A 12,067-nucleotide genomic window follows, 5' to 3' on the forward strand; every position below is an offset into this window, starting at 1 on the left:
GGATAAAACGAAGGGGATATGATTGATGTTTCGGAAATCGTTATTAATAGTATTATTCCTCATTCCTGTTTGTGGTGTAATTTTAGTATGGCAGTGGAATGTTTATAGTAATACTCAAGAAAAAAAGCCTATTGTCTCACAAAATATCCTTGTTCACATTCAAGAGAACTCCTTGTCAGTTACTCAACGACTTTCAGGAATGGATGTTTCAAAGGCATTAATGTGGCCACAACAAGTTCAGGACGTATCATGTGTAACCGTAGATGGTGAAGCTTGTCGTATTACGGATGAAGGTTTTGTTACAACAACTTTGAGGAATGTAGATGAATTTATCTTAACCTATCATTTAAACAAATCAGAAAAGACAAGCTTAATGGTTGATTGGTTGTTTAAAATAAAGGAACGTAATATTTTTACCACAATAGAACTTTCCGACTCATCCGAAGTGGAAGGTAATTGGTTTAGCAATTTACCAGAAGTAGCAAAGAAGCAATTAGATTTAGTGGAGTATTATCAGTTTGAAGGTGTGAATTCTTCCCCAGTGTTATATTGGCAACCAGGTTCTTGGGTAAAGACTGATATAAACAAACAGTTGACGTTATTTTCGAACCAGTCCATCGAAGCAATTGGATTGCCTACAATAGGGGGAGGGCATACAACCATCATCGTTGATGCATCGTTATCATCCGTTCATTATCCTAATTTTCATGTGTTATCCTCTCTATCAGAAATAGAGGATGTGGCAAAATTGAATAAAGTAGCTTATTTAAACGAACGATTTAACTATTCCGACGATTGGATAAAGGATTTTCTTCTTGCTACTCTCGTTCAGGAAGTTCCGTCTGCTGAAAAGTCTCAGTATGCTTATCATGAATTTCAATATGTTTTTTCTGATGAAGAGTGGGATACATGGGAAAAGGAACTGAGTAAATGGGAAGATGAGGTCATTACACCTACTGTATTAGATTCCATTACAGGAAAGGTTCTTAATGGTGAAACGGAATTCTTTAAACAAATTGCCCAGCAGCCTAATACAGATGCAGTATTAATGATGAAGTTGCCGACAGTGATTCAAAATAAAAGCAAACGGAGTTTACCTATTTCTAGCTATATGTACAAAAATGAGAGACTGTACCCGTTAAGGGAGACGTTGATTCAATTAGACTATTCTGTTAAAACGTTAAGTTCTGAAAGCTCGTTTTTAGTTCAGCAAAAAGGAAAGATGTATCGATTTTATGATTTACGAAGCTATTATATTTTAAATGAGGAAGAATTTTCTTTAGCAGATGATTCATTTTTTATTTGGAATGATACGTTGCTTATTAAAGAAAAGGCCCTAAGTAATCTTTTTCAACTTACAATAGAAAAACAGCCTCAAGCCATCACTATAAAGAGAAATGATTAAAAAAACCCTGCAGATAATCTGCAGGGTCCTTCCATTTCCTTTTCAGGACAGAAGGCAAAGGGAGAGGAGAAACCGGAGGAAGAACTTATGGGGAAACGTAAGTCTTCTCCGCGGTTGGCAACAACATCAGTTTAGATGTTGTTATTGTTAGTATGACCGACTGCTCTGTTTTTATACGTAACGTTTTTCAATTTAGCGAACCATGGCTAAAATAGATGAAATATGGTAGGATAGATAAGAAATCTGATAGGTAGTGGTGAAGAAAGAATGAGAGTAATATCTGGAACTTGTAAGGGAAGACCTTTAAAAAGTGTGCCTGGCACAAATACAAGACCTACTACGGATAAAGTAAAAGAGGCAATTTTTAATATGATTGGTCCTTATTTCACAGGTGGAATTGCCCTTGATTTATTTGCAGGTAGTGGCGGGCTTGGCATTGAGGCACTTAGTCGAGGAATGGAAAAAGTAATTTTTGTCGACCGAGACGCTAAGGCTATTTCAACGATAAAAAGCAATGTTAAGAGCTGTTCTTTTGAAAAGGAATGTGAAATATATCGAAACGAAGCTAATCGGGCATTAAAAGCCATCAGTAAGAGAGAAATAACCTTTGATTACATATTTTTAGATCCGCCCTATAAAAAACAAAAATTAGAGGCGTTACTAACGTATATTGATACAAATGAATTAATAAATGAAAGCGGTTACGTAGTTTGTGAACATAGTAATGACGTTCTACTTCCGCAACAAGTAGATCGTTTTCAATTAGTCAGGGCTGAGAATTACGGAATGATTTCAGTTTCTATTTATCAATTATATATAGATTAAGTTGGAGGTACCTTATCATGGGGAGTATTGCTGTTTGTCCAGGGAGTTTTGACCCAATAACATTAGGTCATTTAGATATTATTTCAAGAGGAGCAAAGGTTTTCGATAAAGTATATGTTGTTGTATTAAATAATTCATCTAAAAATCCATTGTTTACCGTTGAAGAACGACTGGAACTTATAAGAGAAGTGACGAAAGATCTTCCGAATGTTTCAATTGATACTTATCAAGGGTTATTAGTTGACTATGCAAAAAGCGTGAAGGCAAACGCAATTATTCGTGGTCTACGAGCTGTGTCGGACTTTGAATATGAAATGCAAATTACTTCTATGAACAGAGTCTTAAATGATGAAATTGAAACATTTTTTATTATGACCAATAACCAATATTCTTTTTTGAGCTCTTCTATAGTGAAAGAAGTGGCTAAGTATAAAGGGGATATTTCTGATCTAGTTCCAAAAGCCGTTGAAGACGCATTAATTAAAAAATTCTCATAAAGTAGCGGAAGAGAGTCTCTCTTCCGCTATTATTGTTTATAAGGATGCTAGGACGGACTCTATACAGGAAGTGCTGTTTATTTAATAATCATTTCTTTTATTAAGGAAATGACGAGAATAATAAAGCAGTATATACAAAAGTAAAAAGCTTATTGTTATCGTGGGGCCAAGATAGAATAACTGATGAAAATACCCAACTACTGGATTAGAATCGTTGAACTGAAAAACAGGTGTGACATCTGTATGTTCAATGGAATAAAGCTTGATATATAGTGGCTTCCATAATACCCATGCAAAAAAAGCAGCAGAAGCCCCTTGAATAATTCGAGCGAAGAAAAACGGCTTAAAACGTATATCTGTTTGAGCAAGAATGCTTGCTACCTGTGCATGAACACTAAATCCACTAAAGCCTAGCAGGAAGCTGACAATCATCACTTGATACAGTAAAGAAGTGGATACTTTACTAGTTAACTGACTTCCGAGTGTAATTTCAAAAAGTCCTGATATAAAAGGAATACTCAATTCATTTGGTAGTTGAAAAATGGAAAAGAGATATGAAATGGGTATTGCAAGAATATTCGTCACGCTAATATGTTTTAGTATAGAATTTAATACAGAAAATAAAATAATAAATCCACCGATCATCAACAATGTTTGAATAGAGGACATTACTGCGTCTCCTAACAGCTTACCTAGGGGGCGGTTGTCTCGCAAACGTGAATGGTGTAGTTCTCGAAAGGCATTCCTTACTAAAAAGGGTTGCTTTATCGATCGCGTATGTCGTTTTTCTTCTACTCCATAAAAGCGCATCATGACCCCGACGAGGATATTTCCTAAAAAATGGGCTAAAACTAATATGACCCCAATATGTACATTCTCAAAAAATCCGGCGGACACAGCTCCGAAAATAAATAGTGGATTAGAAGAATTGGTAAAGGAGACGAGGCGTTCTGCTTCAACTTGTGAGAGTTGTTCTTCCTGACGTAATCTTGCGGTTAATTTAGCTCCTGCTGGGAAACCAGAAGCCATTCCCATCGCCCAAACAAACCCCCCTGAACCAGGTACACGAAAAATAGGCCTCATAAGAGGTTCTAATAGTACGCCGAGGAATTTTACAACACCAAAGGCAATTAGCAATTCAGAAACAATAAAAAAAGGAAGGAGAGATGGAAAAACGACCCCCCACCACATTTGTAACCCTCTTTCTGATGCTTGAAGAGATTCTTGAGGAAAGGCGATTAATGATGCAGCAAAACTAGTAGCAATAAGGGCAAGAAGTAAAGTTTTGATGAAGGATATATTCAAAAGGGGCGCCTCCTCTAATTTACAATGTTGAAGTAGAAAACATTGATTAATCAATCACGCGGTAACCTGTCCTTATATTAATCAATATACTCATAACGTATAGATTTAGACCATAAGATGAAATGGGTTAGTGTAATCGAGGAGTGATAAATATGACTAGACCCAAAATAGGGCTTGCTCTAGGTTCTGGAGGGGCAAGAGGATTTGCTCACTTAGGAGTTCTAAAAGTATTAAAGGATCATGGAATCCCCATTGATTTTATTGCTGGAAGTAGTATGGGAGCCTTAGTTGGCGCCTTTTATGCTACTGGTCATAAGATAGAGGATTTGTATCGATTTTCAACAGTATTTAGGAGAAAATACTTTCTTGATTTTACAGTCCCGAAAATGGGGTTTATCTCTGGCAAGCGTATAAAAGAGTTTATTTACTTATTTACTCATCAAAAAAATTTTGATGAGCTGTTAATTCCTTTAGCGATTGTCGCTACAGATTTAACACATGGAAAAAAAGTTGTCTTTAAAGAAGGATGTGTTGCTGATGCAGTTAGAGCGAGCATATCGATACCAGGTATCTTTGTACCAGAGAAAAAGGATGGTAGGATATTGGTTGATGGAGGGGTCATAGATCGAGTGCCTGTTTCTGTCGTGAAAGAGATGGGAGCGGACCTTGTCATTGCTGTTGATGTATCCCATGTAAATAAAGAGGCTGAATTAAACAATATTTATGATATTATTATGCACAGTATTGATATTCTTCAGCTAGAAATATTAGAAAATCGGGTCATTGCTTCCGACGTAATGATCAGACCACATGTTGAAATGTTCAGTTCTAAAGCCTTTACGAATATTGAAGAAATGATTGAAGTTGGAGAACAAGAATCAATGAAATACATTCCTCAAATTCGTAAGCTAATAGAGGAATGGAAGGGGCCATAATATATGTCTAGAAAAGTAAGAAATCGTGTCATTATCATTGTAGGGGTCGTTTTGATCCTACTTCCCTTTTATCGATTACCATTTTATGTGACAAAACCCGGTGGTGCACATGATGTAACGGAGATCGTGGAGATTCAAGAGGGATACGAACAAGAAGGAGCCTTCTTTATCACCACTGTACAAATGGGGAAAGCAAATATTTATACGTACCTTTCAGCTAAGTTTCTCCCATATCACAATGTGTTCGCAGAAGAAGAGGTGAGAAGACCAGAAGAATCTGATGAAGCATATGCAACAAGGCAATTATACTATATGGAAAACTCCACACATAATGCTGTTATAACTGCTTTTGAAGCCGCAAGCAAACCATACGAACTTTCCTATGAAGGTATTTATGTATTAAATGTTTTCCCTCAATTCGAAGCGTCGAAAGTAATCAAACCAGGAGACAGGATAATAAAGATTGATGATCAGTCATTTAATTCATCTAAAGAATTTATTGAATATGTCCAACAGAAACAACCGAACGATCAAGTTAGTGTTACCATTATTCGAGAGGAAGAAAAAATCAATCATTCCATTACGCTACAAGAATACGAAGATGGGAAAGCGGGAATTGGAATTGAACTAGTAGACGATCGTGAATTATCCTCTTCACCAGAAGTAAAATGGGATACAAGCACTATTGGTGGGCCATCAGCTGGTTTATTATTCAGTTTAGAGGTATATAACCGACTAGTTCCAGAAGATATTTCAAAAGGGTATGAAATTGCCGGAACTGGAACCATTTCTGAAAATGGAGAAGTAGGAAGAATCGGGGGCATTGAGCAAAAAATCGTTGCAGCTGACAGTGCTGGAGCAGAAATCTTTTTAGCTCCCAATGATGAAATCACTGCTGAACTAAGAAAAGAATTCCCTGAGATGAAGTCAAATTATGATGCAGCGGTTGAAACAGCAAAAGAAATTGAATCTGAAATGGTCATTGTACCGGTTAAAACGTTTGATGAAGCATTGGCATATTTGAAGGATTTGACTACGAAATAGTGGTTGGCGATATGTGAAAGGCGAGAAGCAAAAGGAGATGCTTCTCGCCTTTGTATTTTCAAATACTTAAGATTTGTTAACATATAAAGGAGGCTGACTGTAATCTTTCGCCAATAATTTCTGTTGTGCAGAGGGACTTTTATAACCAAGTGCATATAATCTTGAAGCGCGTATGTCTATGGCGATATCCTCTTTTTTTACAGATGAAAGTTTACTAATAAGCGGGAGTTCGATATCTTTCTTGATATTATTTAAATATTGTCTGCCGATATCAGACATTCCTAATAGTCGAATATAACTTGGATAGTCTTTGTTCATCTCTTCTTTGGTTGTATTCGTTAGTGTATGCAACAGCATTCTCTGTATCCTTGTCCACGTATAACGTTTCGTCTTCACATTTTCCATTAATTCAAAAAAACTATTACTAGTTGTCATTTTATCCATAATCCGATGATGAACTCCCTCTTCCATTTCATAAATTAGCGAGAGGTCCTCTTTATTTGTTGTTAATAGTTTATATTGTAATAATGGCCAAAAGTCTTCCCAGCCCACTAATTGTCCGTATTCATGAATAGATGAATGAAGCTCCTGCGCTGTCCCTTTTGGGATAAACCTCTCTACTTTTTTTATTGAAAAAGAGTGTTCTTTCAATGCTTTTCGAATGGATGTGGCAGAAGCGATTGATGAAGAATTAAAGGCTTCGTCATGGTACCCAGCTTGTGTTCTTTGAATGGTTAAAGGCCTAATGGATGCTCCCATTCGTTGTTTCGCATCAATGTAATGGTACCCTAAAATGTTATTTGGCTGAGATAAATCAATAGCAGGCTTTGTAAAATGCAAAGTTTTAAAGGCGGCTGAAAGAGCGGATGGATAGCTCATTCCCTCTGCAATGTTTTTCGATATCTCCTTCTCATACGCCACATTTTGATGCTGAAGCTCATTTACTGTGTACATAAATGCATCTAAATCTCCCGATTCACTTCCAAAACAGAAGCTTTCACACCGTAATGCTTCTAAAATGGATATGGCACCGAATGCAAATGTTTTTGCATTTTGTGTCGCAAATGCATACGGTAGTTCGACAATTATGTCTACTCCTGCAAGTAGTGCCATTTTTGCTCTAGTCCACTTGTCTACTAATGCTGGCTCTCCCCTTTGAAGAAAGTTCCCACTCATTACGGCAATGACTGCATCGGCGTTCGAAATTCTCTTTGATAATTGTAAATGATGAAGGTGTCCATTATGAAATGGATTGTACTCTACAACGATTCCAGTTGCTTTCAAAAAAATCACATCCTTAAATTGTTGACAATGACTTATAATAACACGTTATAATTTCTATACTAGTGTTGTAAAGTGTGTAAAGAAAAAATATTGACAAAGTGTATTTGTAAAGCTATAATTACCTTTGTTGCCTTGAGGTGAGTATATTGAAGTGGTCAACAATTCAACTACAAAAGTTTCGCGACAAGGGCTTACATCTTGATGAAAAAGTCTCAGTGGAAGAGGTTAAGGATATCCAGCCGGATATTCGTAGTATATCACCTATTTCTGTAACTGGAAGAGCTGATATTAGTTCTGATAAAGTTACCTTTCATTTGCACTTATCAGGTGAGATGATTTTACCTTGTTCTCGTACGTTATCGGATGTTTATTTTCCAATTGACATCTCAACAAATGAAACCTTTTTACTTCGACCATCTGATTATGTTGGTTCAGAAGAGGAAGAAGTGCATATGATTCAAGGAGATGTGATCGATTTAAAACCGGTCATACAAGAGCTTATTGTCCTTGAAGTTCCTATGCAAGTGTTCAGCGATAAAGTGGTGGAAGAGGAATTACCATCTGGAAGGAATTGGAATCTTGTTGTGGATGAAAATATCACAACACCAAGTTCTTCATCTGAAAAGAAAGTGGACCCTCGACTAGCAGATTTAGCGAAATTTTTTGACAAAGACTCTTAATTAGCGAAGAACCAGCAAGAACTGGCCTTCATAACAACACGAATCTCTTTAAGGAGGTGGGAAGAATGGCTGTACCTTTCAGAAGAACATCTAAAACTGCAAAAAGAAAACGTCGTACACACTTCAAACTGCATGTACCAGGTATGGTAGAATGCCCAAACTGCGGTGAAATGAAGCTTGCTCACCGTGTGTGCAAAGAGTGCGGAACGTATAAAGGAAAAGACGTTGTAAACAAATAACGTCCGAAAAACCGTAAAGAGACCATGGCTCTTTACGGTTTTTTTGTTGTGCTTATAGAAATAATTTGTAGTATTGTAAGAAAGAATTAATAACATAACGATAGAAAGGGAGGGGTATGAATGGGAGACTACATAATTGAGAAGAAAGGTCACATAGTTTGTTTTACTATAAATCGAGAAAAGAAGCGAAATGCAGTGAATGATGAAGTCATGAATGGCTTACAGAGGGCGTTAGAAGAAGCTAAACATCCCACAATTAAAGCTTTATTGATTAAGGGAGCAGGGGTGGAAGCTTTTTGTTCAGGTGGAGATCTATCGGTGTTTCATAAGCTATTTACAGCGGAAGAAGCCTTTGGAATGTTATCGAAAATGGGGAAAATATTATATACTTTATCGACATTTGAAAAGCCTACCTTTTGTTATATAAATGGTTTAGCCGTCGGTGGTGGAGCTGAAATTGCCACAGCATGTGATATTCGAGTCATCCAAAAGAGTGGAAGAGTGGGCTTTATTCAAGGGGCACTTGGGATTACGACAGGGTGGGGTGGGGGAACGCTACTCATGAAAAAACTACAACGAGATATGGCACTCCAAATGCTATTATCGTCATCGCGATATGACGCGGATTCGCTAAAGAATATGGGGTTTGTCCGAGAAATAGTAGATTCTGAAAGAGCGGCAATAGAATATTTTACAGCCCTTACCCATCACTCTTTAGATGTTATGATGGCTTATAAAAAAATGATGTTAGAAGATGCAAATAACCTTTTTGAATCAATGAAAAAAGAGATAGAACATTGTTCTGTGCTTTGGGCAACAAAGGAACATCACCAAGCTGTGGCTAGCTTTCTTCAGAAAAAATAAATTCTTTCGTCTATCTACTCTATTATGTGCATATTTATTGAGTATAAGGCACAAAAAAGGAGTGATAGACAATGTCTTCCACTAGACAAGATGCTTGGAGTCAAGATGAAGACCTTTTGTTAGCCGAAGTGGTATTGAGACATATTCGTGAAGGAGGTACCCAGCTCCAAGCTTTTGAAGAGGTGGGTCAGAAATTATCTAGAACAGGTGCTGCCTGTGGGTTTCGGTGGAATTCATATGTAAGAAAGCAATATCGTTCTGGAATTGAGCTAGCGAAGAAGCAACGAAAAGAACAAAAGAAAAAGGGGATAACGGTTCAAAGTAGTCATGAAGATATAAGGCAGCCGAAGGAGTCGGACGATTCTAACATTTTCCCTTCGTTAAATGAAATTACATCGTATTTAACTTACCTTGAAGGTGTGAAAGAGCAAGAGCATAAACTCTCAACTGAAAAGCAAGTATTAGAAGAACGGGTAATTTCTTTAACTGAAGAAAATGATTCGTTAAGGCATGAACAGGTTCAACTTAAAACAGAATTACAAACCGTAAAAGAGGATTACCATTCATTATTATCTTTCTTAGAAAAAGCAAGAAAAATGGCTGTTCAAACCGAAGATAATGAAAATATGAAATTCCAAATGGATAAAAACGGTAATTTACAAAGGATGTCCAATAAGTAAAGCACCTAAGGTATCTTAGGTGCTTTTGTTTTGAAGTTTAAAAAAGGTTGACGAAAAAATATAGTGAAACGATTTACAGTTCAAATTTTTATTGGACTGTAACGCCGTTTGGATACCAAACAAGTGGATTTTCCCCTAAATCACGTTCCATATCATATGAGACAGATTCAAACCCCATATGCTCCCAGAATTCTTTGGACTTAATTCTAGAATTGGTTTTTATTGGCATATTAAAATTTTTAGCGAATTCGACAAGTGTTTTCCCGTATCCCTTCCCTTGATAAAGAGGTAATACTTCTAACTTCCAAAGTTCAAGGTAGGTTTGAGGTGGATTAAAGTATTGGTCAAATTGTGCGTGACGTTGATAAAGACTCATCCTAGCGACTAGTGTCTCGCCAAAATAGATTCCGTAAAAAGGGGATTGGCTGTCATTCTCAATAATATTAGCTTGAAGGTCTTCGTGCATGGAAAGTTCCTGAATTCCATACTCTTTAAACTTTTTAAACTCTTCTAATGTTTTATAATTAATTTTCAATTTTTCCACTTTAATCATTTGAATCTCCTCCGATTGAATTGCTGTTTTCACTATCTTCCTCTATCATTATATTACAAATAAACAAAAAATTCTGCACGATTCTTAGAAAGCGTTTACATTATTAGCAGGAATTTTCGAATAAAGACAGAAAGTTAATAGAGGGTGTGCTTTTCATTAATGTGTGAAGGAGGATGTATAGTGCGTAAAGTATTAATCGCAAATCGTGGAGAAATTGCTTCTAGAATTATTAAAACGTGTAAAGAAATGGGGATATATACAGTAGCCGTCTACTCGGATGCTGATAAAGATCTACCTTATGTGAATGAAGCGGATCGTGCGCATCGAATTGGTGAACCGCCTGTTAATAAATCTTATCTTAACATGGATGAAATCTTAAGGATTGCTAGTGAAGAGAAAGTAGAAGGAATTCATCCAGGCTATGGATTATTATCGGAGAATTCAGTATTTGCTAAAAAGGTAGCTGAACTGGGGATGGTTTTCATTGGTCCTCATTTTGATACGATTGAAAAGATGGGAGATAAAATTGAATCACGTAAGTCGATGAAAAATGCAGGTGTCCCCGTAGTTCCAGGAAGTATTGAAGGCATACAGGATATTGAAGTGGCAAAAGAAATTGCGCTTGAAATTGGGTATCCTATTATGCTAAAGGCTAGCGGTGGCGGTGGTGGCATCGGTATGATACGTTGTGAAGATGAACAAGCGCTCGTTCGAAATTTTCAATCTACGAAAGCGAGAGCAAAAGCATATTTCGGTAATGACGAAGTATTTATTGAGAAGTGTATCGAAAATGGTAGACATATAGAGGTGCAAATTTTTGCGGATGGAGAAGGAAATGTTGTTCATTTATTTGAAAGGAATTGCTCCGTTCAGCGGCGAAATCAGAAGGTAATTGAAGAATCACCATCTCCCTTTCTTTCAGCGTCAACGAGAGAAAAAATGTTTGCCGCAGCAGTGAAAGCGGCAAAAGCAGTAAACTATGTCAATGCAGGGACTGTTGAGTTTTTTGTTGACCAAGAAGAGAATTTTTATTTTTTAGAAATGAATACAAGATTACAAGTAGAACATCCTGTTACGGAAATGGTTACAGGACTTGATTTAGTGAAGTGGCAGTTGCTTGTAGCTATGAAGGAGAAACTTCCTTTATCTACTCAAGATGGGATTATTGAGCAAGGACACGCCATTGAGTTTCGCCTTTACGCAGAAGATCCGATTACCTTTATGCCTTCACCGGGAAAAATTACGAAGTTACAATGGGGCGATACAGCAACGACAAGAATTGATGAAGGGTATATAGAAGGGAATACAGTAACGCCTTTTTATGATCCTATGATTGCTAAATGTATTGTGTTTGGAGAGACGAGAGAACAGTGCATAAATAGTGCCAAGAGATTTTTTAGTGAAACGAAAATTGAGGGGATTAAAACCAATCTACCTCTTTTCCACCGCTTACTACAAGAGGAAGAGTTTATATTGGGAGATTATACGACGGATTTCTTAGTAAAAGAGAAAAATCATTAGGAGGCAATGGGTATGAATGAAGTTACATCGTCTATGGCTGGAACAGTATTGGACATCACGGTTAATACAGGAGAACAAGTAACTAGTGCACAAGAAGTATTAAAGCTGGAATCCATGAAAATGGAAATACCAATTGAATCGGGGATCAATGGTACCGTTCGTGAAATCAAAGTAAATATTGGTGACTTTGTAAATGAAGGGGACGTTTTAGTGTTAATAGAGGATTAGTACTTAA

The 12,067-nt window shown here is 36.9% G+C and carries 14 protein-coding genes; 11 read left to right on the forward strand and 3 right to left on the reverse strand.

From position 1 onward, the window contains the following. Positions 1-25 precede the first annotated feature (25 nt). From WAK64_RS03080 to coaD, 3 genes are all read left to right on the forward strand, one after another. Positions 26-1,405, forward strand: a complete 1,380-nt coding sequence (locus WAK64_RS03080; protein ID WP_336585476.1) for a hypothetical protein — start codon at positions 26-28, stop codon at positions 1,403-1,405. A 267-nt stretch (positions 1,406-1,672) separates the two neighbouring features. Further along, a complete protein-coding gene (gene rsmD / locus WAK64_RS03085; protein WP_336585477.1) occupies positions 1,673-2,230 on the forward strand; it encodes a 16S rRNA (guanine(966)-N(2))-methyltransferase RsmD in 558 nt (185 codons plus the stop codon). A gap of 17 nt (positions 2,231-2,247) precedes the next feature. After that, on the forward strand, positions 2,248-2,727 hold the full coding sequence (gene coaD / locus WAK64_RS03090; protein WP_336585478.1) for a pantetheine-phosphate adenylyltransferase: 480 nt from the start codon (positions 2,248-2,250) through the stop codon (positions 2,725-2,727). A gap of 81 nt (positions 2,728-2,808) precedes the next feature. Here coaD and ylbJ read toward each other — a convergent pair whose 3' ends face one another. Continuing rightward, a complete protein-coding gene (gene ylbJ / locus WAK64_RS03095; RefSeq protein WP_336585479.1) occupies positions 2,809-4,032 on the reverse strand; it encodes a sporulation integral membrane protein YlbJ in 1,224 nt (407 codons plus the stop codon). 152 nt (positions 4,033-4,184) lie between these two features. Here ylbJ and WAK64_RS03100 point away from each other — a divergent pair, with 152 nt between their 5' ends. Together WAK64_RS03100 and WAK64_RS03105 are read left to right on the forward strand one after the other, a co-directional pair. After that, positions 4,185-4,967, forward strand: coding sequence for a patatin-like phospholipase family protein (locus tag WAK64_RS03100; RefSeq protein ID WP_336585480.1), 783 nt, complete (start codon positions 4,185-4,187; stop codon positions 4,965-4,967). A 3-nt stretch (positions 4,968-4,970) separates the two neighbouring features. Next, positions 4,971-6,011 carry a SepM family pheromone-processing serine protease gene (locus WAK64_RS03105; protein WP_336585481.1) on the forward strand — a complete coding sequence of 347 codons (1,041 nt, stop codon included), beginning with the start codon at positions 4,971-4,973 and terminating at the stop codon, positions 6,009-6,011. 66 nt (positions 6,012-6,077) lie between these two features. Here the strand turns inward: WAK64_RS03105 and WAK64_RS03110 are convergent, their stop codons facing one another. Next, positions 6,078-7,304, reverse strand: coding sequence for a nucleotidyltransferase (locus WAK64_RS03110; RefSeq protein WP_419465882.1), 1,227 nt, complete (start codon positions 7,302-7,304; stop codon positions 6,078-6,080). 128 nt (positions 7,305-7,432) lie between these two features. Between WAK64_RS03110 and WAK64_RS03115 the strand changes: the two genes are divergently transcribed. The 4 genes from WAK64_RS03115 to WAK64_RS03130 all read left to right on the forward strand — a co-directional run bounded on the left by WAK64_RS03115 (position 7,433) and on the right by WAK64_RS03130 (position 9,758). Beyond that, positions 7,433-7,975 carry a YceD family protein gene (locus WAK64_RS03115; protein WP_336585483.1) on the forward strand — a complete coding sequence of 181 codons (543 nt, stop codon included), beginning with the start codon at positions 7,433-7,435 and terminating at the stop codon, positions 7,973-7,975. A 65-nt stretch (positions 7,976-8,040) separates the two neighbouring features. Next, positions 8,041-8,214 (forward strand): 50S ribosomal protein L32, encoded by a 174-nt coding sequence (rpmF, locus tag WAK64_RS03120; protein ID WP_336585484.1) that lies wholly within the window; start codon positions 8,041-8,043, stop codon positions 8,212-8,214. Positions 8,215-8,334: 120 nt separating this feature from the next. Then, positions 8,335-9,078 carry an enoyl-CoA hydratase/isomerase family protein gene (locus WAK64_RS03125; RefSeq protein ID WP_336585485.1) on the forward strand — a complete coding sequence of 248 codons (744 nt, stop codon included), beginning with the start codon at positions 8,335-8,337 and terminating at the stop codon, positions 9,076-9,078. 71 nt (positions 9,079-9,149) lie between these two features. Continuing rightward, complete coding sequence (locus tag WAK64_RS03130) at positions 9,150-9,758, forward strand: RsfA family transcriptional regulator (protein ID WP_336585486.1); 609 nt, start codon at positions 9,150-9,152, stop codon at positions 9,756-9,758. An 88-nt stretch (positions 9,759-9,846) separates the two neighbouring features. Here WAK64_RS03130 and WAK64_RS03135 read toward each other — a convergent pair whose 3' ends face one another. Continuing rightward, a complete protein-coding gene (locus WAK64_RS03135; protein WP_336585698.1) occupies positions 9,847-10,311 on the reverse strand; it encodes an N-acetyltransferase in 465 nt (154 codons plus the stop codon). Between the two features lie 180 nt (positions 10,312-10,491). On the opposite strand from WAK64_RS03135, the gene WAK64_RS03140 reads away from it, so the two are divergent. Continuing rightward, positions 10,492-11,832 (forward strand): acetyl-CoA carboxylase biotin carboxylase subunit, encoded by a 1,341-nt coding sequence (locus WAK64_RS03140; protein ID WP_336585487.1) that lies wholly within the window; start codon positions 10,492-10,494, stop codon positions 11,830-11,832. Between the two features lie 12 nt (positions 11,833-11,844). Beyond that, positions 11,845-12,060 carry a biotin/lipoyl-containing protein gene (locus WAK64_RS03145; protein ID WP_336585488.1) on the forward strand — a complete coding sequence of 72 codons (216 nt, stop codon included), beginning with the start codon at positions 11,845-11,847 and terminating at the stop codon, positions 12,058-12,060. Positions 12,061-12,067: the final 7 nt, after the last annotated feature.

Source organism: Bacillus spongiae (assembly GCF_037120725.1).
GTDB lineage: Bacteria > Bacillota > Bacilli > Bacillales > Bacillaceae_K > Bacillus_CI > Bacillus_CI spongiae.

Coding starts and splice junctions, on each gene's coding strand:
- WAK64_RS03080 (WP_336585476.1), top strand. CDS start 26: ATGTTTCGGAAATCGTTATTAATAGTATTATTCCTCATTCCTGTTTGT.
- rsmD (WP_336585477.1), top strand. CDS start 1,673: ATGAGAGTAATATCTGGAACTTGTAAGGGAAGACCTTTAAAAAGTGTG.
- coaD (WP_336585478.1), top strand. CDS start 2,248: ATGGGGAGTATTGCTGTTTGTCCAGGGAGTTTTGACCCAATAACATTA.
- WAK64_RS03100 (WP_336585480.1), top strand. CDS start 4,185: ATGACTAGACCCAAAATAGGGCTTGCTCTAGGTTCTGGAGGGGCAAGA.
- WAK64_RS03105 (WP_336585481.1), top strand. CDS start 4,971: ATGTCTAGAAAAGTAAGAAATCGTGTCATTATCATTGTAGGGGTCGTT.
- rpmF (WP_336585484.1), top strand. CDS start 8,041: ATGGCTGTACCTTTCAGAAGAACATCTAAAACTGCAAAAAGAAAACGT.
- WAK64_RS03125 (WP_336585485.1), top strand. CDS start 8,335: ATGGGAGACTACATAATTGAGAAGAAAGGTCACATAGTTTGTTTTACT.
- WAK64_RS03130 (WP_336585486.1), top strand. CDS start 9,150: ATGTCTTCCACTAGACAAGATGCTTGGAGTCAAGATGAAGACCTTTTG.
- WAK64_RS03135 (WP_336585698.1), bottom strand. CDS start 10,311: ATGATTAAAGTGGAAAAATTGAAAATTAATTATAAAACATTAGAAGAG.
- WAK64_RS03145 (WP_336585488.1), top strand. CDS start 11,845: ATGAATGAAGTTACATCGTCTATGGCTGGAACAGTATTGGACATCACG.